The 24,184-nt window shown below is 62.3% G+C and carries 21 protein-coding genes and 1 riboswitch; of the genes, 11 read left to right on the top strand and 10 right to left on the bottom strand.

Annotated elements, in window-relative coordinates:
- The first annotated feature begins 13 nt into the window (after positions 1-13).
- Positions 14-1,828, top strand: coding sequence for an FG-GAP-like repeat-containing protein (locus I2I01_RS07025; RefSeq protein ID WP_196285749.1), 1,815 nt, complete (start codon positions 14-16; stop codon positions 1,826-1,828).
- A 54-nt stretch (positions 1,829-1,882) separates the two neighbouring features.
- On the top strand, positions 1,883-2,251 hold the full coding sequence (locus I2I01_RS07020) for a hypothetical protein (protein WP_196285748.1): 369 nt from the start codon (positions 1,883-1,885) through the stop codon (positions 2,249-2,251).
- Positions 2,252-2,344: 93 nt separating this feature from the next.
- On the opposite strand, the gene I2I01_RS07015 is transcribed toward I2I01_RS07020, so the two are convergent.
- The 3 genes from I2I01_RS07015 to I2I01_RS07005 all read right to left on the bottom strand — a co-directional run bounded on the left by I2I01_RS07015 (position 2,345) and on the right by I2I01_RS07005 (position 4,939).
- Positions 2,345-2,821, bottom strand: a complete 477-nt coding sequence (locus tag I2I01_RS07015) for a hypothetical protein (protein ID WP_196285747.1) — start codon at positions 2,819-2,821, stop codon at positions 2,345-2,347.
- Between the two features lie 5 nt (positions 2,822-2,826).
- Complete coding sequence (locus I2I01_RS07010) at positions 2,827-4,062, bottom strand: acyl-CoA dehydrogenase family protein (protein WP_211537858.1); 1,236 nt, start codon at positions 4,060-4,062, stop codon at positions 2,827-2,829.
- A 73-nt stretch (positions 4,063-4,135) separates the two neighbouring features.
- Positions 4,136-4,939: a hypothetical protein gene (locus I2I01_RS07005; RefSeq protein WP_196285746.1), complete on the bottom strand. Its 804-nt coding sequence runs from the start codon at positions 4,937-4,939 to the stop codon at positions 4,136-4,138.
- Positions 4,940-5,154: 215 nt separating this feature from the next.
- Here I2I01_RS07005 and I2I01_RS07000 point away from each other — a divergent pair, with 215 nt between their 5' ends.
- Positions 5,155-6,912 carry an APC family permease gene (locus I2I01_RS07000; RefSeq protein ID WP_196285745.1) on the top strand — a complete coding sequence of 586 codons (1,758 nt, stop codon included), beginning with the start codon at positions 5,155-5,157 and terminating at the stop codon, positions 6,910-6,912.
- Positions 6,913-7,091: 179 nt separating this feature from the next.
- Here I2I01_RS07000 and I2I01_RS06995 read toward each other — a convergent pair whose 3' ends face one another.
- Positions 7,092-9,311, bottom strand: a complete 2,220-nt coding sequence (locus I2I01_RS06995; protein WP_196285744.1) for a TonB-dependent receptor — start codon at positions 9,309-9,311, stop codon at positions 7,092-7,094.
- A 57-nt stretch (positions 9,312-9,368) separates the two neighbouring features.
- Positions 9,369-9,476, bottom strand: a riboswitch (TPP riboswitch).
- 161 nt (positions 9,477-9,637) lie between these two features.
- On the opposite strand from I2I01_RS06995, the gene I2I01_RS06990 reads away from it, so the two are divergent.
- Entirely contained in the window at positions 9,638-9,862 is a 225-nt protein-coding gene (locus I2I01_RS06990; protein ID WP_196285743.1) for a hypothetical protein, read from the top strand.
- 34 nt (positions 9,863-9,896) lie between these two features.
- On the opposite strand, the gene I2I01_RS06985 is transcribed toward I2I01_RS06990, so the two are convergent.
- The 3 genes from I2I01_RS06985 to pnuC all read right to left on the bottom strand — a co-directional run bounded on the left by I2I01_RS06985 (position 9,897) and on the right by pnuC (position 12,647).
- Positions 9,897-10,313: a GNAT family N-acetyltransferase gene (locus tag I2I01_RS06985; protein ID WP_196285742.1), complete on the bottom strand. Its 417-nt coding sequence runs from the start codon at positions 10,311-10,313 to the stop codon at positions 9,897-9,899.
- Between the two features lie 65 nt (positions 10,314-10,378).
- A complete protein-coding gene (locus tag I2I01_RS06980; protein ID WP_196285741.1) occupies positions 10,379-11,818 on the bottom strand; it encodes an aldose epimerase family protein in 1,440 nt (479 codons plus the stop codon).
- Positions 11,819-11,960: 142 nt separating this feature from the next.
- The gene (gene pnuC, locus I2I01_RS06975; protein ID WP_196285740.1) at positions 11,961-12,647 is read right to left on the bottom strand and encodes a nicotinamide riboside transporter PnuC; all 687 of its coding nucleotides are present in this window, start codon (positions 12,645-12,647) and stop codon (positions 11,961-11,963) included.
- Between the two features lie 50 nt (positions 12,648-12,697).
- On the opposite strand from pnuC, the gene I2I01_RS06970 reads away from it, so the two are divergent.
- Together I2I01_RS06970 and I2I01_RS06965 are read left to right on the top strand one after the other, a co-directional pair.
- Positions 12,698-13,030: a rhodanese-like domain-containing protein gene (locus tag I2I01_RS06970; protein ID WP_196285739.1), complete on the top strand. Its 333-nt coding sequence runs from the start codon at positions 12,698-12,700 to the stop codon at positions 13,028-13,030.
- A gap of 189 nt (positions 13,031-13,219) precedes the next feature.
- Positions 13,220-13,996, top strand: a complete 777-nt coding sequence (locus I2I01_RS06965) for a YqjF family protein (protein WP_196285738.1) — start codon at positions 13,220-13,222, stop codon at positions 13,994-13,996.
- Positions 13,997-14,008: 12 nt separating this feature from the next.
- Here I2I01_RS06965 and I2I01_RS06960 read toward each other — a convergent pair whose 3' ends face one another.
- On the bottom strand, positions 14,009-14,527 hold the full coding sequence (locus I2I01_RS06960) for a hypothetical protein (protein ID WP_211537857.1): 519 nt from the start codon (positions 14,525-14,527) through the stop codon (positions 14,009-14,011).
- 137 nt (positions 14,528-14,664) lie between these two features.
- Between I2I01_RS06960 and hrpB the strand changes: the two genes are divergently transcribed.
- Positions 14,665-17,343 carry an ATP-dependent helicase HrpB gene (hrpB, locus tag I2I01_RS06955; protein ID WP_196285737.1) on the top strand — a complete coding sequence of 893 codons (2,679 nt, stop codon included), beginning with the start codon at positions 14,665-14,667 and terminating at the stop codon, positions 17,341-17,343.
- A 65-nt stretch (positions 17,344-17,408) separates the two neighbouring features.
- Here the strand turns inward: hrpB and I2I01_RS06950 are convergent, their stop codons facing one another.
- Both I2I01_RS06950 and I2I01_RS06945 read right to left on the bottom strand, forming a co-directional pair.
- Complete coding sequence (locus I2I01_RS06950; RefSeq protein WP_196285736.1) at positions 17,409-18,248, bottom strand: FRG domain-containing protein; 840 nt, start codon at positions 18,246-18,248, stop codon at positions 17,409-17,411.
- 180 nt (positions 18,249-18,428) lie between these two features.
- Positions 18,429-19,280, bottom strand: coding sequence for an oxidoreductase (locus I2I01_RS06945; protein WP_196285735.1), 852 nt, complete (start codon positions 19,278-19,280; stop codon positions 18,429-18,431).
- Positions 19,281-19,536: 256 nt separating this feature from the next.
- On the opposite strand from I2I01_RS06945, the gene guaB reads away from it, so the two are divergent.
- From guaB to I2I01_RS06925, 4 genes are all read left to right on the top strand, one after another.
- Complete coding sequence (gene guaB / locus I2I01_RS06940) at positions 19,537-21,015, top strand: IMP dehydrogenase (RefSeq protein ID WP_196285734.1); 1,479 nt, start codon at positions 19,537-19,539, stop codon at positions 21,013-21,015.
- A gap of 180 nt (positions 21,016-21,195) precedes the next feature.
- Entirely contained in the window at positions 21,196-23,298 is a 2,103-nt protein-coding gene (locus I2I01_RS23535) for a PP2C family protein-serine/threonine phosphatase (protein WP_196285733.1), read from the top strand.
- A gap of 15 nt (positions 23,299-23,313) precedes the next feature.
- Positions 23,314-23,643, top strand: coding sequence for an STAS domain-containing protein (locus tag I2I01_RS06930; RefSeq protein ID WP_190925021.1), 330 nt, complete (start codon positions 23,314-23,316; stop codon positions 23,641-23,643).
- Positions 23,644-23,749: 106 nt separating this feature from the next.
- On the top strand, positions 23,750-24,163 hold the full coding sequence (locus I2I01_RS06925; RefSeq protein ID WP_196285732.1) for an ATP-binding protein: 414 nt from the start codon (positions 23,750-23,752) through the stop codon (positions 24,161-24,163).
- The last annotated feature ends 21 nt before the right edge of the window (positions 24,164-24,184 follow it).

Below are 24,184 nucleotides of genomic sequence, written 5' to 3'. Positions count from 1 at the left end.
CGCTTTCTCATTCATGAAAACTTTCTACGCTTCCTCGCCACGGCCACTTGTTGCTGCGCTGCTCCTTGCTGCGGTGGGCCCGGCTTTGGCCCAGGCGCCGGTTATCACCTCAGTTGTCCCGATGGCCAACGCCCGCGCGGTGGCCCCTAACAGCGCGGTCACGGTCAACTTCAGCCCGCCGCTCACGGCGGCTTCGGCCGGGGCGCTGAAGGTGTTCAGCAGCCAGCGCGGCGGGCTGCGCACACGCGGAGCCACGCCGGCGACTGTGAACGGGAGCGCGCTGAGCTTTGCGCCCACTACCTACCCGTATATGCCCGGCGAAACGGTGCGGTACACCGTGACCACGGCCGCGGCCGGCAGCGGCGGGGCCATGGCGCAGAGCCGGGTCGGGCAGTTTACGGCGGCGGTGGGCGGCACGGGCACAGGCAGTAATTTCAGCCTACCGAGCGCCAATGCTCAGGTAGCCACGAACTACTACCCGTCAAGTGTAGCACTGGGAGACATAGACGGCGACGGTGATTTAGACTTTGTTACGGCCAATAATGGCACGACGTCTATTCCCGGTTCGGTCAGCCTGGGTTTCAACAACGGAAGTGGTGTATTTAGCCGGGGTTCTGACGTAGCTATAGGTCTGATTTGCTACGGCGTGGCCCTGGGCGACCTAGACGGGGACGGTGACTTGGATTTGCTCATCGCCAACCAAGAGCAGAACGGCACTGTGAGCGTGCGCCTCAACAACGGGAATGGCACGTTTGTGGCGCCAAGCAGCACACCTGAGGTGACCGTGAGTAGCTATCCAGGCAGTGTAATAGTGGGCGACGTAGACGGCAATGGCGATTTGGACCTGCTCACTGCTGCCACCATCAATACATATGGCACTAACAGCGGCAATACAGTGAGTGTCCGGCTCAACAACGGCGCCGGTGTTTTTACTACCCCAACTAGAAATCCGGAGGTTACCTTTAGCAAAGACATCACTGGTTTGGCACTGGGCGACGTGGACAGCGACGGCGATTTTGACCTGCTCACAACCAACTATCGTTCTTCTGCTGCAGCTATGAGCGTGCGCCTCAACGATGGGCAAGGCAGCTTCACTGCGTCAACGCTCTACCCTGACCTTGTCATTCCAGCTTATTCCGGTGGCGTGGTATTAGGCGACGTGGATGGCGACGGCGACCTCGACGCGCTGACGGGCGCCACTGAATCGGCTTTCTTGTGGCTTAACGATGGACAAGGCAACTTCTCCGGGTCAATTCCCAGCAATGAAATCTATATAGGGTCTATCTACATAAGCAATGTAGTGCTAGGCGATATGGATGGCGACGGTGACCTCGACTTAATTGGCACCACCCTGATTACCGGGGTACGGTATCCAGGAGCAAGAAATGGCCACGTCAGGATATGCTTTAATAACGGTCAGGGCAATTTCGCTTCTCCGACCAGCGCCTCCCACTTCTCTACAAACAGCGACTTCTCCACCAGCACAGCCCTGGGCGATATTGATGGCGATGGTGACCTGGACTTTGTGGTTGCCAACTATCAAGGCTTCACTGTGAGTGTGCACTTGAACAGCAGCGGCCCGCTGGCCACGGCCACCGGTCGCACCGCCGCTGCCCTCTCCGCCTTTCCCAACCCCGCCCGCGGCGCAGCTACCGTCACCGGCGCCACGCCGAACGCGCCGCTTACCATACTTGATGCCGTGGGCCGGGCGCTGCTCACCGCTACCACCGATGCGACCGGCACGGCCCGGCTGCCGCTTGAGGGGCTGCCGGCGGGCGTGTACCTCGTGCGCTGCGGCGAACAGGTGCGCCGGCTGACGGTGGAGTAAGCCCACACCGCGTAAGTTGCGTGGGCATTTCCATCCCCCTTCTTCCTTCATGCCATGAAAAAAGTGCTTCTCTCTGCCGCCCTCGTGCTAGCCGTGGCTGGCTCCTGGGCGTTTTACCCCAACGGGGCCCCGGTGGCTTCCGGCTACCTGATGGTGGTGGGCAGCGGCCGCCCGGGCAATGAGTCCTACGTGCCCGAAATCGTCACCATCATGCCCGATGGCAAGCAGCAGGTGCAGCGCCTCACCAACGTGAAACCCAGCTCGGACCGCAGCACCACCGACGTGGCCGTGGCCCTGCACCACGCCGAGTTGCTGCAAGTAAACAAGCTGGTGGCCCAGGGCTGGCGCCTGGTGAGCGTGGCCCAAAGCACCGTGGGCGTGGGCGCCACCACCGAAACGGTGTATATGATGGAGCGGCGGTAAGGGCGTTGCGCCATATAGAAAACGGCCGCCTCATTGCTGAGGCGGCCGTTTTTCTTGCGGTGCTATTTGAATACTACTACTTGGTCAATCCTGTTACGGACCAACGAAGAGCAGCAAGGCATTATTTACTTCGGTCGCTTCTTGTAAGAAGCGTTGGAAATCCTGAAACATTTCAACCATCAGCGCGTCTCCATCGAATTGCTCATCAGCTTGACTTAGCGATATCGAGGCCAAGGCGCGATACAAGGTGGCCACCTCATCCGGGTGGAATACCTGCGCTTCGCCTTCCAACTGCCAGGATTCTTCCAGCCCACCTACTGGCTGGCCGCCGTGCACGATTAAATGGTGCGCTATGCTGCTGAATGAGAGCATGCCTTTCACCAACACCACCCAATCGTAGCTGCGCGCTTTTTTTGCCTCGTACCAAGACGTAGAATCAAAGCGCGGGTGCCACTGCTTGATAAACTCTTCTTGTTCGGCCCGTAGTACTTCAACAAGCATGGCCGGCTGCCGAACATACATCTCGGCAGCCGGCCATGCGATTTGTTGCAGTGAACAAGTGATGCTCACACGCGTTATTTAAACGCCTGAATGCCCGTAATGTCAGCGCCCGTGATGAGCAGGTGAATGTCGTGGGTGCCCTCGTAGGTAATCACCGATTCCAGGTTCATCATATGACGCATGATGGGGTACTCGCCGGTGATGCCCATGCCGCCGTGAATCTGGCGGGCTTCGCGGGCCACGTGCAGGGCCATGTCCACGCTGTTGCGCTTGGCCATCGAGATTTGGGCGCTGGTGGCTTTGCCTTCGTTTTTGAGCACGCCCAAGCGCCAGGCCATGAGTTGGGCCTTGGTAATTTCGGTAATCATCTCGGCCAGCTTCTTCTGCTGGAGCTGGTAGCTGGCAATCGGCTTGCCGAACTGCTCGCGCTGCAGCGAGTATTTCAGGGCCGACTCGTAGCAGTCGATGGCTGCGCCGATGGCGCCCCAGGCAATGCCGAAGCGGGCCGAGTCGAGGCAGGAGAGCGGGCCGCGCAGGCCGTCGACGTTGGGCAGGATGTTCTCTTTGGGGATTTTCACGTCCTCAAACACCAGCTCGCCGGTGCAGGAGGCGCGCAGGCTCCACTTGTTGTGGATTTCGGGGGTGCTGAAGCCTTCCATACCGCGCTCCACGATAAGACCTTTGATGCGGCCTTGCTCGTTTTTGGCCCACACCACGGCCACCTGGCACTCGGGCGAGTTCGAAATCCAGAGCTTGGCGCCGTTCAGCAGGTAATGGTCGCCCATGTCCTTGATGTTCGTGGTCATGCCGCCGGGGTTCGAGCCGTGGTCAGGCTCGGTGAGGCCGAAGCAGCCGAGCCACTCGCCGCTGGCGAGCTTGGGCAGGTACTTCTTGCGTTGCTCTTCGGAGCCGTAGGCGTAGATGGGGAACATCACCAGCGAGCCCTGCACCGAGGCGGTGGAGCGCATGCCGGAGTCGCCGCGCTCAATTTCCTGCATGATGAGGCCGTAGCTGATGTAGTCGAGCCCGCCGCCGCCGTATTCCTGCGGAATGGTGGGGCCGAAGGCGCCCACGTCGCCAAACTTGCGCACAATTTCCGAGGGGAAGTGTGCGTCCTGTGCCCACTTCTCGATGTTGGGCGAAATCTCTTTCTTCACGAAGTCGCGGATGGACTGGCGGATGAGCAGGTGCTCCTCGGTCAGCAGGCCGTCGAGGTCGAAATAATCGGTGAAGCCGTTGGCGTTGGTGCTGCCTTTCTGGGCAGTGTGGGCCTTGGCTTGGGGGGAGAGAACGTCGGCTTCGGATGACATGGTGGAGGGTTGGGTGGTGAGGTGGGAGATTCAGCAAAGATAAGAGGCTGAGGTGGCCTCTGCGTGGGCAGAGCTACGGCTCCGCGCGCTGATACCAGCCGGCTACCAGGCGGTAGGTGCCGGGCGGGTAAGGTTCTTGCTTAACGGGCGGCTCGTCACCGAAAAGCCCGATGGGCATGGTGTCGGTTGAGTCTTTGGACAAAGGCTTTTCCGAGGAACTGTCGATGCGGTAGCGACCCAACACCACGGTACGGGCCTGGTTGAGCACGCGGTAATAGCGACTCACGTTTTGTTCCTGACCGGGCGATTGCTCGCCATCGTCGGTTTCGGAACTCAGGCCCGTTTCGTAGCGCCCGACGGGTGCGTCGAGCAGCCATTCATCGCGCTCCAGGTCGTAAATCTGTAGCCGGGTAGTGGCTTCGCCGGTGGCACCCCGGCCGGCGCCCATCCAGCCGTCCACATTGGTCAGGACCAGCAGCGTGGTATCTGGGCGAGCAAAAACCTGGTGCGTAAGGCCGCCAAACGTGTTTTTTTGGCCCAGAATGCTTGCCCGGTAACGGTCTTTTCCGAATTCGAGCAACACATAATAACCTGCCATGCCCTCAACGATATACAGCTCCCGCCCGGCCGCAACGGGCAGCGCCACCGGTTTGTCGTAAGGGTCGGGTTCAGCATTTGCGGGTGGCGGCACCACCGTTAAAAACTCATCTAACGCGCAGAAATCCGTGCGCCAGTCCGTTCTTAATTTTAACGAATCAGCATTCTCTTGCTGGGTCAGCAGCCTAATTACTTCATCGAAATTGCAGCGCTTGCCCACAGTATCTGAGGCAATACGATGGTCAATGTCTTTGGAAAAGCGCCAGGTCGCGACGGGCACAGCGGGTGGGGCTGCTACCCGTGTATCGGGGGCCGGCTTTTTCACCGGCTCGGAGCACGCATGCAGTAGCAGGCAGAGGGGCAGCCCCCATTTCCACGTAAAAATCATGATACTTGCGGGCTAAAGCCTTGTGGTAAAAGTAGCACGCCGTTTTCAAGCGCAGTCATGCGGCCGGCATCCTCGTAACAGCCCTACCCGTTCCCCTTGTCATCACCATGCCTACCTCTATTCCCCCTCACCACCCCGCCAAACTAAACGAGTTGGAAGCCACTGCCATTTGCGGCAACGACATTTCCTCCTCTTGTCTTTATGTGTCGGCATTGGCCATTTCCTACGCCGGGCAGTACGCCTGGCTGGCCCTGCTGGTGGTGGGCGCGGTGCTGTTTCTGTTTCGCAAAATCTACGGCGAAGTGGTGGGCGCCCTGCCCCTGAACGGCGGCGCCTACAACGTGCTGCTCAACACCACCAGCAAGCGCAACGCCGCGCTGGCCGCCTGCCTTACCATTCTCTCCTACATGGCCACGGCGGTGCTCTCGGCCAACGAGGCCATGCACTACCTGCACACGCTGTGGGAAGGGTTGCCCATTCTGTGGGCCACGGTGGGGCTGCTGGGGCTGTTTTTGCTGCTCACCATCCTGGGCATGTCGGAGTCGGCCATTGTAGCCGTCATCATTTTCATCACACACCTGGCCTCGCTCACGCTGCTGGTGGGGGTAGCCATTTGGTACCTGGCCACCCACGGCTTCCATAATCTGGCCCTGAATTTCCAGGTGCCGGTGAAGGGCGGCAGCATTCTCAACGCGCTGTTTTTTGGGTTTAGCGCGGCCATGCTGGGCATTTCGGGGTTCGAGAGCTCGGCCAACTTTGTGGAAGAGCAGGCCCGCGGGGTGTTTCAGAAAACCCTGCGCAACATGTGGGTGGTGGTCACCGTGTTCAACCCACTCATTGCCTTTCTGGCCGTGGCGGTGCTGCCGCTAGTGGAAGTGGGCCAGCACACCGAAACGCTGCTTTCGTACCTGGGCACCGTCACGGGCGGGCCGTGGCTGGGCATGGTCATTTCGGTGAATGCGGTGGCGGTGCTCAGCGGGGCCGTGCTTACCTCCTTTGTAGGTGTGAGCGGCCTGATGAAGCGCATGACGCTGGACCGCATTCTGCCACAGTTTTTCCTTAAAGAGAACAAGCGCGGCAGCAACTACCTCATTCTCGTCATGTTTTTTGCCTTGTGCTGTTCGGTGTTGTTCATCACGCAGGGCCAGCTGGGGCCACTGGCGGGGGTTTATACCATCTCGTTTTTGTCGGTGATGGCCTTTTTTGCGCTGGGCAACTTCCTGCTGAAGCGCAAGCGGCCCAACCTGCCGCGGCCCGTGTACGCGGGCATCCTCACGGTGTCGTTGGCGCTGCTGGGGGTGCTGGTGGCGCTGTTCGGCAACGTGCGCATTCACCCGGAGTACCTGATTGTGTTCCTGGAGTATTTCCTGCCGGCTATGGGCGTGGTGGCCATCATGCTCAACCGCATTGCCATTCTCAACCTGGCGCTGTCGGCGGCCGAGTCGCTGGCCCAGCACCTGCCCAAAGCGGCCCGGCTGGCGCGCCTCAAGGTACGGCGGCAGCTCAAGGAGCTGGCCCAGCAGGAATTCGTGTTTTTCACGAAGGGCGACAATGTAGCCAACCTCAACAAGGTGATGGCCTACGTGGTGGAAAACGAATTCACCAACCGCCTGCGCATCGTGACGCTACTCAAAGAAGGCGAGCGGTACCCCGAGGAATTGCTCAACGACATTCGGGTACTGGACCGCGCCTACGAGCAGATTGAGGTGGAACTGGTGACGATGGAGGGCCACTTTGGCCCAGAGCTGATTAACGAGCTGTCGGAGAAGTGGAATATCCCCAAAAACTTCATGTTCATCGGTTCACCCGGCGACCGGTTTCCCTACCAAGTGTCGGAGCTGGGCGGCGTGCGGCTGATTATCTGAACCGCAGATTAAGCAGATTGAACGGATTTCACAGATTTTAATTTTGCGGACGATGCTAACGTACTACCGCAAGCTCAGCAAAAAAGGCCACTCATTCAGAGTGGCCTTTTTTACAAATCAGGCTTTAGGGTTTGTCCACAGAAATCTGTGAAATCCGTTTAATCTGCTTAATCTGCGGTCTAGAAACGCAGGTTCAGCGAGGCCAGGAAATTGGTTTTGGCCTGGGGGTAGTAGTAGTTAAAATACTGGGTCTGCCCGCCGTAGACGTAACCGTACGTGTAGCCGTTGTTCACGTACTCTGTGCCGAAAATGTTGTTGACCAACACGGCCATTTCCACTTCCCGGAAGCCCAGTTTCTGCGGCTGCCAGAGGTAGCGCAGGCGCAGGTCCTGCACATAGTAGGGGTTGATGCTGCGCGCCTCCGTGCTGGTATTATCGAGGTACTGGCGGCCGGCGTAGCGGGCCAGGGTGGCCAGCTTCAGGCCGGGCAGAGCCTCGTACTCCACGGTGTAGGCGGCCGTGAGGCCGGGCGAGAAGGCAATGTTGGTTTGGCTGTAGGTGGTGGCTTTTTCGCCGCCCTGGTCGTAGTCGGCCAGGTAGTCGGTGTAGTTGTTGATTTTGTTCTGGCTGGCCGTGGCAGTGGCCGTAAAACTCAGGACAGGTACAGGCTTGTAGGTTACCTGAGCCTCCACGCCGCGGCGGTAGCTCTCGGCCACGTTGGTGTGAATGGGGTTGCCCACGTCGTCGAGCTGGCCACTCAGCACCAGCTGGTTGCGGTAGTACATGTAGTAGAAGTTCAGGTTCGCCTGCACCTTTTCGGTGGCGTGGCGCAGGCCCAACTCATAGTTGTAAAGCTTTTCGGCGGTGGGGCGGCGCTCGGCGGGCGTGTCGGTGTAGTCGGTGCGGGTGGGCTCGCGCTGGGCGATGGCAAAGGAAGCGTAAAGCTGCGTGCTGGGGCGCAGCTGGTAGGTGAGGCCGAACTTGGGATTGAGGAAGGTGAAGCGGGCCGTTTGCTGGCTTTTGGAGCCGTTGGGGCGGCCGTCGGGGGCGTACAGCTCGTAGCGCACGTAGCGGTTTTGCAGGTCGACGAAGCCCGCCAGCTTATCGGCCAGGCTCACGTTCAGCCGGGCGTACACGTTGATGTCCTGCTTGTGGGCATTGGGTTCGTCGTTGTAGCGCGTGCCGGTTTCGGGAATGCTGAGGCCGCGCTGCGCCCAGGTCAGTTCATCGAAATGCTGGCCCCGGTAGCCCACCACGGCCCCGCCCAACGTGGCTTCGGTGATGCGGCTGTTTGTGGGCCGGGCCTGCAAGGCAAAGGTGGCACCGTACATATCGGTCTTCAGCCAGCGCCGCCGAATAACGTCGGTCAGCGAATCGGGCCCGGTCGGGCTGATTGGTACAATGCCGTAATTCACGGCCGTCTGCCCAGCCTTGTACTCCTCGTAGTAGCCGCCACCGCGCGTCCAGAAGGGCGTCACGCTCAGGTTGAGGGTGGGTGCGAGCTGGCGCGAAATCAGGAACTGGTAGTAGTCCTGCTGGTAGTTGTCGGTCTGGTTCTTATAGGCCGGCAGGTGCTGGCCGTAGTCGGTGCCGGCCTCGTTGTAGCGCCGGTTTTTGTGCAGCAGCGAGTCGGCCAGGCCGTACCAGCTTTGGTAGGTGGTTTCGTAGCCGGTGAGCACAAGGGCCCGCAGCAGCGTTTTGTCGTCGGAATACGTGCCGGTCAGGTACAGTGACCTGAGCCGCGACGAGGCGCGGTCCACGTAGCCGTCGCTCTGCACCCGCGAGGCGCGGGCATCTACTGAGAAGTGGCCGTTGATAAGCCCCGTGCCGGCCATGATGGTCGACTTCCAGGTGCCAAACGAGCCGGCCGAGTTGTTGATTTCGGCATACGCCTTGGGCCGCAGCCCCAGCGTTTCCACGTTAAGGCTGGCCCCGAAGGCGCCCGCGCCGTTGGTGCTGGGCCCGGCCCCGCGCTGCACCTGAATGCTTTGGGTAGACGAGGCCAAATCCGGCAAATCGACAAAAAACACGCCGTGGCTTTCGGCCTCGTTCACCGGCACGCCGTTCAGCGTCACGTTGATGCGGGTGCCGTCGGTGCCGCGAATGCGGATGCCGGTGTAGCCCACGCCGGTGCCCGCGTCGGAGGTCGTCGTCACGCTGGGCGTCTGGTCGAGCAGGTAGGGAATGTCCTGGCCAAAGTTGCGCGCTTGCAATTGCTGGCGACTCACGTTTTGGTAGGCAGTGCCGGTTTTGTCGGTGGCGCGGGTGGCCGTCACCACGGCCTCGGGCGTCAGGATGCGGCGCAGTTTGGCCGTGTCAGGCGGGGCGGTTTGCTGGGCCCGCGCCGGGGCTGCAGCCAGCCCGGCAAGGGCGGCTCCAGCGAGCAGTATAGTTTTCAAAAAGAAAGACTAAAGATGGAACGCGCCGTCGCCCCAGGGGTCGGAGCGGCAGCGGAAACGTCCGCGGATTGTTTGTTCCCTGCGCCGGCATTACCCGGTTCAGGTTCGATGGGTATCATCTCAGCCGATGTGTTGTGCACAACACCAGCACCCCTAAACAGACCGCAAAGGTAACACCTGGCCCGCCCCGCATCATTTTTTTATTATTCAACCGCTCGGAGTGCGCGCGTTTCCTGACTGTCAGTTAATTTAGGGACGTCGGGCGACGCAACGCCGAACCCGGAACCTGCGTTTCTAGTTTCCCTCCCGATTAAGCTGCTTTCGCCATGTTCAGCCTCCTCTACGCCGTCGCCTTCTGCGCCTTTTTCCTGTTTGTGCTGGCCATGCCGCGGCGCCGCGGCGTGGTGCCCCCGCCCCCACCCTCCGATGGCGACGACGACGGCGGCGAACCGCACGACCCCGGCCTGCCCGACCTCGACTTGCCGCCCGGCATCTCGCGCCCCATCAACGACTGGGAGCCCGAATACAACCGCCGCCGCGTGGGTGTGTAAGCCTATTTTCAGCTAAAACCGAAGGGCCCGTGGTCTACAGTGTGCACGCCATGCGCACGTAGGCCACGGGCCCTTTATAAAATATTTCGCCCTCAGGCTGCATGCCAAACCGGGCATAAAATGCCGCGCTGTCCTGCCGGGCATCGCACCAGATGTGCTTGGCTCCTAGCCGTTGAGCCTCAGCGAAAACATGCTTCAGCAACTCAGACCCAATGCCCTGCCGCTGACAATCAGGCCGGGTGGCGAATTTGCGAAACCGGGCTTCCGGCCCCGTCACGAATAGGGAAATAACGGCCACTACTTCACCGGCCCGCAAAGCGCCGAAATGGTGGCCGGCCGCGTCCTCGGCAATTTTTACGTAGTCCAGCGGCTTGTCGGGCCATAGCACCTGGTGGCGCAGGGCGTAGGTAGCTTCAGGCGCAATGGGTTGAATGTGCAACAGTTCAGGCATAAATCAAGGGCAGGCAGGGAAGTCATGCTGCGCGCAGTGAAGCATGACCCGCTTAGTTGCATTACTTAGCCTACCTCAATGCTGAACGCAGCCGTGAACACCTGACCGGGCTCCAGCGTCATGATGCCTTCCTTGTCGCGCAGCTCACCGGGCTCGCCGGTGGGGCTGGCCACGCCGTGCCAGGGCTCCACGCACACAAAGCCCGCGCCGGGGCCTTTGGTCCAGAGGCCGAGGTAGGGAAAGCCATCGAAGCGGAAGCGCACAAAGTGCGCCGACTTGCGCGTGCGCAGCGTGAGGTTGGTAAAATCGTAGTGCTTAAACACCAGCGCATCGTCGGCGAATAGCTCGTAACTCAGCGGCAGCTCTTGCGCATGGTTCAGCACAGGCGCGGTGGCGCCGGTGAGCAAGCCGCCCCGCAGCAAGTGGCGCTCCAGCGTCACGGGGTGGTCGAACTCGAAGTAATAGTCTTCAAATGCCTCGCCCGGCAGCAGGGGGCAGCGCACCGCCGGGTGCCCGCCAATGCTGAACAGCAAGGGCTGGTTGGCGGCGGGGTTGCGCACGTCCCAGCGCACGGTGAGTTGGGCCTCGCGCAGGGTGTAGGTAATGGTCAGCTCAAAGGCGAAGGGGAAAATGGCCTGGGTGGTTTCGTCGTGCTGCAGCCGGAACACCAGTTCGGTAGCATCGTGGCGCAGCACGGCAAACTCCTGGTCGCGGGCGAAGCCGTGCTGCGGCAGCTTGTAGTCGCGCCCCTCGTAGTGGTACACGTCGTCGGGCAGGCGGCCCACTAGGGGGAAGAGCACCGGCGCGTGCCGGGCCCACACGGCGGGGTCGCCGGGCCACACATATTCGAGGTTGTCGGCCCGGGTGACGAGGCTGGTAAGCTCGGCGCCGTGGGCGGCGAAGGAAGCCCGGCAGGTTGAGTTTTCGAGGGTGTAGCGGGCGGACGTGTTCGGCATAACAGGTTGTTGCAGGGAAAGTGGCTGTTGCTCGGCACTACGCAGCAGCTCATCGACCAGAAAACAGGCCTGGGCAAAGCGGCGGGGGCCATCGCCGGAAATTTCGGCAAAGTTGGACATGCGTTCCCGCAGTTCGCGCTGGTAGAGGTCGTAGAACTGCTGGCGCAGGTGCGGGTGCTCGCGCAAGGGGTCGGGCTGCCAGGGCAGGTCCACGCCCATGAGCAGCACCAAGTCGTACTGCTGCTGGTCGATGCAGCGCAGTATCCACTCGGGGCAGGTGCCGAAGGAATGTTCGGCCCAGATTTTAATCACCAGCAAATCGGTGTCGCTGAATACCAGGCGATGGGCCCGGGCTTCGGCCGCGGCTTCGGCTTGCAGCTGGCCCCGGGCAATTTCCTCGAGGTCTTCGAGCGTGTAGCGCGGCCCCGAATCGGCGAGGTATTCGCGGGCAAATTCGGGGGCGAAGGACGTGCCGTAGTGCGCCGCCAACTGGGCAGCCAGCGTCGTTTTGCCCGTGGATTCCGGGCCGGTCAGGGAAATGCGCAGCAAGGGTGGGCGAAGTGAAAAGGGGGGTGGAAAGGAGACCAGACAGCCGCGCGGAGACGTTAGGGGGTGGACTAACGAGGTGCCTCCGGGCTGCCCAATCGGTCAAATATTGCACATCGCCATGACTTTATTGCCATAGCTAGCGCTAAGCGCCTCCTTGTGAGGCCGTAACCGTGCCCGCCGCGGCCCGCATTTCTCGGCGCCACTGCCAATAACCGTAGGCCGCCAGCCCCAGAAATATCACGTACAGCCCGCTGGTGAGGAAAAGGTCGCGGTGCCAGTACATACCCACGTAGGCCACGTCGACACCCACCCAGAGCAGCCAGTTTTCGAGGTGGCGGCGCGAGAGCAGCAGCTGGGCCGCCAGGCTGATGGCCGTGGTGGTGCTGTCCCAGTAAGGCAGGGCGGCGTCGGTGCGGGTTGAGAACAGAAAACCGGCGACCAGCGCGTAAAGCAGCCCAGCCCCCAGGAGCCCGGCCGCCAACCGGGGCGGCGTGCGCGTGATGGGCAGCGGCGCGGCTTCGGCTGCGGCGTTGCCGCGCAGCCACCTCGCCCAGCCATACAATAGCAGGGCAATGAAGGCCAGCTGCAAGCCCGCATCGGAGTAGAGTCGGCTTTGCCAGAACACCGCCATGTACAGCACGCCGTTGAGGATGCCGATGGGAAAATTCCAGATGGAATTGCGGGCCGCCAGCCACACGCAGGCCACACCCGTGAGCACGCCCGCCACCTCCAGTGGGCTGGCCGACCGGATGGCAGCCGCTACAGCAGCCAGAATAGCGCTCAGAATATCGGGAAGGGACAACGCAGCCACCGGGGAAAGAATAAGCAAGGCTGCAAGGTAGCCCCGCCCCTACTTTTGCGCCCTCAATCCCCTCGCCCATGGAAAGCGCCCCCCTCGAAATCAGTCCCGAAGAGCTGCACCGCCGCCTGCAAGCCGGCGACGACCTTCAACTCATCGACGTGCGCGAGGAAATGGAGTTTGAGTACTGCCACCTGCCCGGCAGCCAGCTAGTGCCGCTAAGCGAATTCACACGCCGCACCGCCGAAATCCGCGAGGAAGGCCCCGTGGTGGTCATTTGCCACCACGGCGTGCGCTCGGGGCAGGCGGCCGGCTACCTGCGCCACCGCCTGGGCCGCACCAACGTGCTGAACCTGCGCGGCGGCGTGGCCGCTTGGGCCGCGCAGGTCGACCCCACGTTTCCGACGTATTGAGTTGGGCAGTTGTTAAAGTAGTTTGAGAAGCCATAACGCCTGTCATCCTGAGCGCAGCGAAGGACCTTATCCAGTTAGAATTATCCAACGGGACAAGGTCCTTCGCTGCGCTCAGGATGACAGGCGTTACGATTTTACCCAATCGTTTGGAGCCGAAATCCGTTGTAAGGGCACTTGATGCTTCCAGCTATGCCTGATTTCGCTCTCTCCCCGCCCGTGCCCGCCCCCACCCTGGCCGACCGGCTGGCCCTGCGCGAACGGCCCTTGGGCACGCCCCTGCTGCGCCAGGAATGGAAAGAACTATTGTTTTTGCACTGGCCGGTGCCGCCCGACTTATTGCAGGCGCACCTGCCGCCCCGCCTTCGCATCGACACATTCGACGGCCAGGCCTGGCTGGCGGTGGTGCCGTTTCAAATGGCCAAGGTGCGCACCCGGGCTACGCCGCCTATGCCTGGCACCGATGAGTTTCTGGAGCTGAACGTGCGCACCTACGTGCACCTCGACGGCGTGCCCGGCGTGTGGTTCTTCTCGCTCGATGCCACCAGCGCGCTGGCCGTGTGGGTGGCGCGCACCTTCTTCCACCTGCCCTACCTGCGGGCCGACATGCGCCTCGACAGCCCAAGCGCGCAGCTGCGGCAGTTCGCGGCCCGACGCACGCACGGCGGCGCCCCGCCCGCGCACTTCCGCGCCACCTGGAAAATCGGCGCGCCCCTGCCTCCGGCCGAGCCAGGCTCGCTGGCGTTTTTTCTTACCGAACGCTACTGCCTCTACGCCAGCAACAAGGCCCGTACCAAGCTCTACCGGGGCCGGGTGGCCCACCAGCCCTGGCCCCTCAGCGCGGCCCAGGTGCTGCACTACGAATCGAGCCTGGTAGAAAGCCACGGACTGCCCACGCCCAGCAGTGCCCCGCTGGTGCACGCCGGCGGCCCGGTGAGCGTGGAGCTGTGGCCCATGCAGCAAGTGTAACCGGCGGATAGGCTAGTCGCGCAGCCAGCGCGTCATGCGCGGAAAATCCTCGTTGGTGGTCAGGCCCATCCACACCAGCAGGGGCAGGCCGGGGTAAATGCCCTGGCTGAAGTTGCCCAGTATCCACGGGCTGCTGCCGCGGTAGCCGGCGGGGTGAAACACGATTTCGGGCGGTACGCCAATGGCCTGGGCCGCGGCGTATGACCACAGGATGGCTCCTATCTCTTCGCCGTCGGTGCCGTGTTGCTCGGGCTTGCCGGCCATCACGTTGCCCGCCAGCTGGCGGCGCTCGGCGGCGGGCGTCATGGCCAGGTGGCCGGCCTCGTGCAGTAGGTCGCCGGGATAAAGCAATTTGGAGAGGTCAAGAAGCAGGCCGCCGTCTTCGATGAGAATACCAGGCAGGAAAGAATCGGCCTTTAAATTGGCTTCCCGGGTCGGAATGCCGATGTTGGCCAGAAACTGGCGCATGGCAGGCAAATAGGCGAGGGCAGCTTCGTCGGCGGGGGGCGAAGCAGGGCGCTTGTTGAACATTGCGAAAAAGGACGAGACGGCCACAAACCAAACTTAGCCTCATTTCGCCAATATCTGGCTGTGCGCCATGGCCTGCCAGTGGCTTGGGGGCTTTGACGGCAAGCCACTGCGGCGGTTCAGGCCGTAATTTTGGGCCGATGCCCAACGCCTTCATCCTACCTCCGCTGCCCGATTTGCCCATTCTTGCGGCGCTGCCCGAACTCATGTCGGCGCTGGCCGCCAGCAGCCGCGTGGTGCTGGAGGCCCCGCCCGGCGCGGGCAAAACCACCGTGGTACCGCTGGCGCTGCTGGCCGCCGAGTGGCGCAATCCCGAGGACAAAATTCTGGTGCTGGAGCCGCGCCAGCTAGCCGTGCGCGGCGCAGCTGCCCGCCTGGCCCAGCTGCTGGGTGAGCCCGTGGGCCGCACCATCGGCTACCGCGTGCGGCTCGACAGCAAGGTGAGTGCCGACACCCGCGTGGAAGTCATCACCGAGGGCATTCTCACCCGCATGATTCAGGACGACCCGGCGCTGGAAGGCGTGGCAGCTGTGGTGTTCGATGAGTTCCACGAGCGCAGCCTGAACGCCGACCTCGGCCTGGCGCTGGCGCTGGATGCGCAAGCTGTGCTGCGCGACGACCTGCGCATTCTGATAATGAGCGCCACGCTCGAAGCCCAGCGGCTGGGGCAATGGCTACCGGCCCCGGTAGTGTCGTCGGCCGGCTTTCTATTCCCCATCGAAACCCACTACCTCGACCCGCGCCGCGCGGCCAGCCTGCCCAACAAGCCCGCCGACCGGCTGGCCGAGCTGGTGCCGGCCCAGGTACGCGCCGCGCTCAACACGCACGCCGAGGGCGACATTCTGGTATTTCTGCCCGGCGTGGGTGACTTGCAGCGCAGTGCCCGCAAGCTGGAAGACACGCTGCCCGACCACGTCGACCTGCACCTGCTGCACGGCGAGCTTCCGCTCGAAACCCAGGACGCCGCGCTGCGCCCCGCCCGGGCCGGCCGGCGCAAGGTCATTCTGGCCACCAGCATTGCCGAAACCAGCCTCACCATCGAAGGCGTGCGGGTGGTGATTGACGGCGGCTTTGCGCGGGTGCCGCGCTTTGTGCCGCGCACCGGCTTCACCACCCTCGAAACAGTGCCCGTGGCCCGCGCCGCCGCCGACCAGCGCCGGGGCCGCGCCGGCCGCCTGGCCCCCGGCACCTGCTACCGCCTCTGGACCGAAGCCGAGCACCACAACTTGCCCGCCCACCGCCCGCCCGAAATCCAGACCGCCGACCTCAGCAGCTTGGCCCTGGAACTTGCCCTGTGGGGCGCCGCCGAGCCCACCAGCCTGCGCTGGCTGGATGTGCCGCCGGCCGCTGCCTTCGGGCAGGCGCGGGAACTGCTGCTGCGGCTGGGAGCCTTGGCTGAGTTAAGAGTTGGGAGTGAAGAGTTAAGAGTTGAAACTGATGCGTCAACTAAATCAACTCTTAACTCTTCACTCCTAACTCTTAACTCGGCAAAGCCGACGCCCCACGGCCGCCAGCTGGCGGCGCTGGGCTTGCCGCCGCGGCTGGGCCACCTGGTGGTGCGCGGGCAGGAGCTGGGCCACGGAGCCGCCGCAGCTTCCCTGGCGGCGCTGCTGGCCGAACGCGACTTGCTACGCTGGGCCTCTCCCACCGACACGCGCCCTGCCCCGCCTGACCTACGCCTGCGCCTCGAAGCGCTGGCTAGCGGCCGGCCGCCTCTGCCGGGCCTGGCCCTGCACCATGCCACGCTGCAACGGGCGCGCGACGTGGCCCGCAACCTCACCGGCCGCTTGAGCAGAACCGCTAGTTTACCAACTCACCAATTCGCTCATCCACCCGTAGGCCTGCTCACCGCCCTGGCCTACCCCGACCGGCTGGCCCAGCGCGAAACCCACGACCGCCTGCGCCTCGTGACGGGCCAGCGCGTGAGCCTGAACACGACCGATGTCGACCCCCAAGCCACCTTTTTTGCAGTGGCGCATTTGGCGGGTACGGCCTCGGCCCCGCGGGCTACGCTGGCCGCCCCGCTGGGGCAAGACGAGCTGGAGTTGGCCTTCGCCGAGCAGATTACGACCACCGACGAAGTGCGCTACGACCCGACCACGCAGCGCGTAACCGGCCGCCGGGTACGTCGCCTTGGGGCCCTGTTGCTCGATGAAAAAGTAATCGGCCAGCCCGATGCGAAACTGGTAGCGCGGGCCTTGCTCGATTATTTGCAGGAAGCCGGTGCAAGCAAGCTAAACTGGACGCCCACCGCCCGCCAGCTGCAGCAGCGGCTGGAGTTTCTGCGGCAGCAATTTCCTGCGAATGATGCCGCCGAGCCATGGCCGGCCTTCGACGACGAAACCCTTACGCATGAGCTGGCCGACTGGCTCGGGCCCCACCTTACCGGCCTCAAAACCCTCGACCAGGTGCAGCGCCTCGACCTCTACGAGCCCCTGCTGGCCCGCCTGCCCGGCGGCTGGAACCAGCGCCAGGAACTCGACCGCTTGGCCCCCGCCGCGCTGGAAGTGCCCAGCGGCTCGCACATCACCCTCGACTACAGCGACCCGGCCGCACCCGTGCTGGCCGTGAAGCTGCAGGAGCTATTTGGCCTGACCGAAACGCCCACGGTGGCGGGCGGCCGTGTGCCCCTGCTGCTGCACCTACTCTCGCCGGGTGGCCGCCCGGCCCAGGTGACGCGCGACCTGCGCAGCTTTTGGGAGAAAGGTTACTTCGACGTGCGCAAGGATTTGAAAGGCCGCTACCCCAAGCACCCCTGGCCCGACAAACCCATGGAACACATTCCGACTAAGCTTACTAAAAAGCGACTAGGGCAATAGGCGGATTGGTGGGATAGTAGGCCGGCGGATTAGTTCGGTTATACCATCGAACCTCAATCCACCATTTAGCGCATTTCGTTCTCGTCCAGGAAGTTCTTGCCGTTGGTGCGGGGCGAGTAGTGGCGGTGCAGCCAGCGGCTCAGGCCGCCGAGACCGGGCAGCAGCACCCGCTCGGTAATGTTGGCCTGGTCGAGTTTGTCGCGCACTTCCCACTTCAATTCGGCGGGAATGATGATGCGGAAATACAGCTCGGGATGAGCGGCCAGCCAGTCGTGCAGCACGCTCTGGGCCGTGCTCATGAGCGAGAAAAGCGCGTACTGGTGCACGATGCGGGCATCGAGGCTGGGCGGCTCTAGAAACAGCACGTAGGGCTCGGCCTGCAGTTGCTCCAGCTCGTGCAAGCTGCTGCTCACCGACTGCAGCAGCTCGGAGGTGAATACGTTGGAACCCTCCTGGCGCAGGGCCTGGCGCAGGCGCTCGGGCAGATGCTCGGCGGCTTTCACATAGTTCAGGGCCCAGATGATGCCGTCTTCGTGGTAGGCGGCGAGGTCGTCGGTGGCAAAGTGCAGGGCCACGTAGGGCGAATACGTCCAGTCGAGCAGGCGGGTGGGCAGGCCGTGGTGCTGGGCCAGGGCCAGCCAGTCCCAGGTGCTGGTAGTGGCCGTGGGCAGGCTGGTTTCGCGGGCGTACTTGCGGAAATTGCGCAGCAGGTGGTGCTCCAGGTTGTGGTATTCGCCGCCCAGCCGCTGCAGGCTGGTATCTAGCAGGTAGTGCCGCGAGCGGCTGCCCCGGTACACAAACGGCGACCGAAACCGCCCAATGCGCGCGTCCCAGGTGTTTTGGAACAGCAGGCGCTGCAGGTCTTCCCAGGAGGCGGCGCGGTGGTCGGTGGCAGAATGCGGCATGGGGCGAAGATACACTGGGCAGAAGGCAAGCCCAGGTTAAAAAAACGTCATGCTGAGCGTAGCCGAAGCATCTCTACCACCACGCTAATCAAATTACTTGCGCGGTAGAGATGCTTCGGCTACGCTCAGCATGACGTTCTGTGTCGGCAACTCCGGCAAACCGAAGCTGACCGCCCAAGTCTACTCTCCTGCCGGAAAGTCAGCGGCATCGCCTACTTCGGCGTATTGCTCCAGCTCTTTGCTGATGGCCGCAAACTTCTCGCGGGCGCCTTTCACGGCGGCTTTGCCCAGGGGCAGGTGAAGCGGCGGATTCTCCAGCTGTACCACATCGTACATGGCTTTGGCGGCGCGCACGGGGTCGCCGGGCTGGCGGCCGCTGTATCCCTGAATGCCGCGCAGGTTTTCGCCCACCGTGGCCTCGTAATCAGCAATTTTGGTGTTGGCAATAGTGGCCGACTCGCCCGCCCACTTGGTGCGGAAGCCACTGGGCTCAATGTTCGTCACCTTGATGCCGAGCGGGGCCACCTGCTGGCTCAGGCTCTCGCCAATGGCTTCGAGAGCAAACTTTGAGGCATTGTAGATGCCCACGCCGGGGAACGTTTTCAGCCCGCCGATGCTGGTGATGTTCAGCACATGGCCGCTCCGCTGCTTGCGTAGCTGCGGCAGCACCGCCCGCAGCACGTGCAGCGCCCCAAATACGTTCACGTCGAACTGGCGCTGCACTTCCTCGGCCGGCACTTCTTCAATGCTGCCCATAGAGCCGTAGCCCGCATTGTTTACGACAACGTCAAGCTGGTTGAACTTTGCAATAGCGTCGGTAATAGCTTTTTTCACAGCGGCTTCGTCGGTCACGTCGCACACCAGGCCGAGGGTGCGGCCGTCGGCCTTTTGGGTGAAGGCATCGGCTTGCTCGGGCTTGCGAAAAGTGGCGGCCACGCGGCCACCTTTTTCGAGCACATAATCGGCCAGTGCTTCGCCAAAACCGGACGAGGCGCCGGTGATAAACCAGGTTTGGTTGGTGGAATCAGGCATGTTTGGTTGATTTGAAATGGGAGCTGCTAAGACGGCCCGACGCGGCGAATTGTTTGGTTAAGGTTTCATTAGGCAAAACACCTGTCATCCTGAACTTCGCGAAGGGCCTTGTCACGTTTGAACCACTTGTTTTTGCTTGACAAGGTCCATCGCGAAGCTCAGGATGACAGTTAAAATAAGAATTTCTGCCACGCCAACCCAACTTCTCGCCGTACCTTTGCCTGGCAAAAGGCCCCAACCCCCAACCCCTTTTGCCATGGCGGACTCCGCAACCCCCAAAATTGCCTTCGAGGCCCTCACCTACGACGACGTACTGCTGCTGCCAGCGTACTCCGAGGTTTTGCCCCGCGACTGCGACACCGGCACCCGCCTCACCGCCAACATCCGGCTGCAAACCCCGCTGATTTCGGCGGCCATGGACACCGTTACGGAGTCGGACATGGCCATTGCGCTGGCGCAGGAAGGCGGCCTGGGCATCATTCACAAGAACATGTCGGTGAAGGCGCAGGCCGAGCAGGTGCGCCGCGTGAAGCGCAGCGAGTCGGCCCTGATTCAAGACCCCTTCACCCTGCCGCCCACCGCCACCCTGGCCGACGCCCGCCAGCTCATGCGCAAGCACAACATCGGCGGCATTCCGGTGGTGAGTGCCGACCACCACCTCGAAGGCATCCTCACCAACCGCGACCTGCGCTTCGAGAAAGACATGGCCCAGCCCGTGACCACCGTCATGGTACCCCTGGACCGCCTCGTGACGGCCCCCGCCGGCATCACTCAAGCCGCGGCCGAGCAGCTGCTCACCGACAGCAAAGTCGATAAGCTCCCGCTGGTGGACGCCGACGGCCGTCTCGCCGGCCTGATGACCTACAAAGACATTCGCAAGCGCCGCCGCTCCCCCAACGCCAGCAAAGACCACCTAGGCCGCCTGCGCGTTGGCGCCGCCGTGGGCGTCACGCCCGACTTGCTCCAGCGCGTGGCCGCCCTGGTTGAGGCCGGCGTCGACATTGTAAGCCTCGACACGGCCCATGGCCACTCCAAGGGCGTGATGGACGCCGTGCGCGCCATCAAAGCCGCTTATCCTAACCTCGACGTGATGGCCGGCAACGTAGCCACCGAAGCAGGCGCCCGCGCCCTGGCCGAGGCCGGCGCCGACGTGGTGAAGGTGGGCGTGGGCCCGGGCTCCATCTGCACCACGCGCATCATTGCCGGCATCGGGGTACCGCAGTTGTCGGCTGTGCTCGAAGCTGCGAAAGGCCTGGCCGGTACCGGCGTGACGCTGGTGGCCGACGGCGGCATCAAGTTTTCGGGCGACGTGGTGAAGGCCCTGGCTGGGGGTGCCGCCGCCGTGATGGTGGGTTCGCTGCTGGCCGGCACCGAGGAAGCCCCCGGCGACCTCATCATCTACGAGGGCCGCAAGTACAAAAGCTACCGCGGCATGGGCTCGGTGGAAGCTATGGAAGACGGCAGCAAGGACCGGTACTTCCAGGACGCCGAAGACGACGTGAAGAAGCTGGTGCCCGAGGGCATTGTGGGCCGCGTGCCTTTCAAAGGCAATGTGAGCGAGGTGATTTATCAGCTGGCCGGCGGGCTGCGTGCCGGCATGGGTTACGTGGGCGCGCCCAACATCGAGGCCCTGCAGGCGGCGCAGTTTGTGCGCATCACCGGGGCGGGCCTGCGCGAAAGCCACCCGCACGACGTGCAAATCACCCGCGAGGCGCCAAATTATTCGAGCCGCTAATTAAACATTTTTAGCCTGCTGACATTCAAGAAGCCCCGCTGGTCTACGCTGGTGGGGCTTCTTGCGTATGGTCTTTCGGCGAAGCCCTATTTTGCCCCTGCGATTGTATCTTGCAAGCCGGTTGAGCGCCCTCCAAGGCGCAAGAGGCTGGTGGGCTTGTGTTATTCCTAGTTTCTGTCTGTGCCTCAACGCTTACGCTCCATTTTATTGCCGCTGACAGCCCTGAGCTGGCTGCTGCTGCTGCTGAGTGCCCTGAGCCACTCGGGAGCCGGGTCGTGGCTGGGCGTGTGGCCGCAGTGGGCCACGCAGCTCGCGCAAGGCGCGTTCGTGCTAGGCGTGTTTTTGCTCTACCGCTACCACCGCTCGCCCCTGCAGGGCCAGGCCTTTGTGCGGCTGCTGAAGCAGTTGCTGCTGGGGCCGGGCCTGCTGGCGTTGGTCTGCATCGGCCTGCATTTGTTTGAGCGCCTGCTCGAACCCGACGCCGGCGCGGGCAAGGCCAGCATCCTGTTCACGAGTGTTTACACGGTCAACCTGGCGCTGTTCGTCATTTTCCTGGCTCGCACCAATTATGCGTGGCGGGCGCTGGTGCTCTTCCGCTCTACACCCCGCCTGCAGCGCGAGTGGACCATTTTTGAGGTGTTGCTAGGCGCCACGCTATTGTTCCGGCTGGTAGGCGTGAACCCGCCCAATTATCTGACTTACCCCCTCATGGCGGGGCTGGGCTTATTCGGTGTGTACCTGAGCGGGCACCAGAAATGGGTAGCCTACCTCAGCCAGCGCGAGAAGTGGCGGGCGGTGGCCTTTCAGGCGGGACTGTTGTTCAGCTTGTTGGTCTTTGTGCAATACTTCCGGGTCACGCAGGTCGACCCGCAGCTCATTGCCCCGCAGCCGCAGTACGCCTTTTTGCTGCTCACGGCCTTTTTCTCAGCATTTTATGCGCTGATGGGCCTGCTGGTCACGTTTTTCAACATGCCCATTGCCGACGTCATCGAGCAGCGGCGCAACGAAATCCTGCGCCTGCAGCGCCTCACTCAGATTATCCAGCGCGGCCAAACCACCACCGAGGTGTACCGCATTCTGCTAGAGTCGGCGGTGCAAACGGCGCAGGCCGACGCTGCCTGGCTCGACCTCGACCCCGTCCACGCCGGCATCGACGCGGCCGACGCCACGCAGTATTACAACTTCACCCAGGCCCAGGCCGATGCCATGCGCCCCCGCCTGCAGGGCCATGAGCTGCCCGAGGGCGAGCACATCACCAACGACCTGCACACCCGCGCGGGCTTCGAAGGTCCCGCGCAGCTCTACCGCTCGCTGCTGCAGCTGCCTTTGCGCGGCCTGCACTTCAACTACGGCATGCTCTACCTGCTGAAAACAGAGCCGCACACCTTCGACCGCGAAGACCTCAGCATTCTGCAAACCTTCACCAGCCAAGCCGTTCTCAGCATCGAAAACCTGGAGCTGGTGCGCACCTCGCTGGCCAACCAGCGCACCCAGGAAGAGCTGAAAATTGCCTCGCAGGTGCAGGACAGCCTCATTCCCAAGAACCTACCTACTGACAACTGGTTCGACATCAGCTCTCACTCGCTGGCGGCCAAAGAGGTGGGCGGCGACTTCTACGACTTCCTACACTTGCAGGGCCGACGCCTAGCCGTCATCATCGGCGACGTGAGCGGCAAGGGCGTGACCGCCGCCTTCCACATGGCCCAGATGAAGGGGATTTTCCACTCGCTGATGCAGGAAAACCCGCTGGCTAAGAACGAGCGCGACAAATTCCCGGTGCCCAGCAAGTTCATGGCCCAGGCCAACACGGCCCTCACCCACTGCCTCGAAAAGTCCTCGTTCATCACGTCTTCGCTCTACATCATTGATTATGAGCAGGGCGGCTTTGTCTTTGCCCGCGCCGGGCATTGCCACACGCTCTACTACCACGCGCTGCGCGAGGAGGTATTCTATTTCGAGTCGCAGGGTCTCGGCCTCGGCATCATCCGCAACGAGAGCTACGAGAAGCACATCAAGAATCAGTTTTACGACTACAGCCCCGGCGACGTGATGGTGATTTACACCGACGGCATTGTGGAAGCCCGCGGCGGCGACGGCACCGAGGAGTACGGCGAAGACCGGCTGAAGCTGCGCCTCGAGGAAAGCTATTTTCAGGAAGCCGAAGAAATCAAAAACTTCATCCTCGACGACCTCAACAGCTTCACCCACGGCCATCCGATTCACGACGACCAGACGCTGCTCGTCATTAAATTCAAGTCGGCCCAACCCCTGCCGTTGGCCTAACGTATCGACCTCACTATGAAAGTAACTGCTCAACCCTCCGCCGATACGCTTACCCTCCTGCTCGACGGCGAGCTGGACGCCAGCTCCGCCATTGTGCTTGACACTGAGCTGGCTAAGCCCGATATTCTGAACTACCGTAAGGTGCTCGTCGACTGCGCCAAGCTCAGCTATATCTCCTCCGCTGGCTTGGGCGTGTTCATCTCGCACCTGCAGCGTTTCCAGGACGCCAACGTGAAGCTGGTGTTCTTCAACATGCAGGAGAAAGTGTTCAACGTGTTCGAAATCCTGGGCCTGGATGCGCTGATGACCATCGTGCCCAGCGCCGCCGAAGCCGAAGCCGCCTGATATTCAGTTTTGAGTGTTGAGGGTTGATTGTTGAGTTGTTAGGCTTGTCCATACTCCGCACATCTACTCACTCAGCATTCAACCCTCAACATTCAACCCTTCCCAAGTGAAATCCTCCCTCCGCATTGCTTGCTCCCGCAGCCACCTCCAAGAGGTGCGGGATTTCGTGCGGACTTACCTCATGGGGCTCGACCTCCCCGAAATCACCATCAACCAAGTGGTGCTGGCCATCGATGAGGTGGTGGCCAATTTCATCATCCACGCCAATGGGGAGGACGAAACCCAGTTTCTGGACCTGGAGCTGGCCGTGGCCCAGCACGAGTTGAACGTAGAAATTGCCGACCACGGCGATACCATTTTCCTGCCCGGCGCCCACCAGTCGCCCGACCTGCGCGCCTACATCAAAGAGGGCCGCAAGGGTGGCATGGGCATGGCCCTGGTGAACCGTCTGATGGACCGCGTGGAATTTTTTACCCGCGGCAACCACACGGTGTGCCACCTGAGCAAGCACTTGGCTTAGGCCTAATAGGCCAAATATCCT

It is taken from the genome of Hymenobacter properus (assembly GCF_015694735.1).
GTDB classification, from domain to species: Bacteria; Bacteroidota; Bacteroidia; order Cytophagales; family Hymenobacteraceae; genus Hymenobacter; species Hymenobacter properus.
Note: the sequence above shows the minus strand (reverse complement) of the source record. Positions and strands in the feature narration are given on the sequence as shown.

What these genes read in the sequence shown, in the direction of transcription:
- I2I01_RS07025 (WP_196285749.1), top strand. Translation starts at nt 14, where the DNA reads ATGAAAACTTTCTACGCTTCCTCGCCACGGCCACTTGTTGCTGCGCTG.
- I2I01_RS07020 (WP_196285748.1), top strand. Translation starts at nt 1,883, where the DNA reads ATGAAAAAAGTGCTTCTCTCTGCCGCCCTCGTGCTAGCCGTGGCTGGC.
- I2I01_RS07010 (WP_211537858.1), bottom strand. Translation starts at nt 4,062, where the DNA reads ATGTCATCCGAAGCCGACGTTCTCTCCCCCCAAGCCAAGGCCCACACT.
- I2I01_RS07000 (WP_196285745.1), top strand. Translation starts at nt 5,155, where the DNA reads ATGCCTACCTCTATTCCCCCTCACCACCCCGCCAAACTAAACGAGTTG.
- I2I01_RS06990 (WP_196285743.1), top strand. Translation starts at nt 9,638, where the DNA reads ATGTTCAGCCTCCTCTACGCCGTCGCCTTCTGCGCCTTTTTCCTGTTT.
- I2I01_RS06985 (WP_196285742.1), bottom strand. Translation starts at nt 10,313, where the DNA reads ATGCCTGAACTGTTGCACATTCAACCCATTGCGCCTGAAGCTACCTAC.
- I2I01_RS06970 (WP_196285739.1), top strand. Translation starts at nt 12,698, where the DNA reads ATGGAAAGCGCCCCCCTCGAAATCAGTCCCGAAGAGCTGCACCGCCGC.
- I2I01_RS06965 (WP_196285738.1), top strand. Translation starts at nt 13,220, where the DNA reads ATGCCTGATTTCGCTCTCTCCCCGCCCGTGCCCGCCCCCACCCTGGCC.
- I2I01_RS06960 (WP_211537857.1), bottom strand. Translation starts at nt 14,527, where the DNA reads ATGTTCAACAAGCGCCCTGCTTCGCCCCCCGCCGACGAAGCTGCCCTC.
- hrpB (WP_196285737.1), top strand. Translation starts at nt 14,665, where the DNA reads ATGCCCAACGCCTTCATCCTACCTCCGCTGCCCGATTTGCCCATTCTT.
- I2I01_RS06950 (WP_196285736.1), bottom strand. Translation starts at nt 18,248, where the DNA reads ATGCCGCATTCTGCCACCGACCACCGCGCCGCCTCCTGGGAAGACCTG.
- I2I01_RS06945 (WP_196285735.1), bottom strand. Translation starts at nt 19,280, where the DNA reads ATGCCTGATTCCACCAACCAAACCTGGTTTATCACCGGCGCCTCGTCC.
- guaB (WP_196285734.1), top strand. Translation starts at nt 19,537, where the DNA reads ATGGCGGACTCCGCAACCCCCAAAATTGCCTTCGAGGCCCTCACCTAC.
- I2I01_RS06930 (WP_190925021.1), top strand. Translation starts at nt 23,314, where the DNA reads ATGAAAGTAACTGCTCAACCCTCCGCCGATACGCTTACCCTCCTGCTC.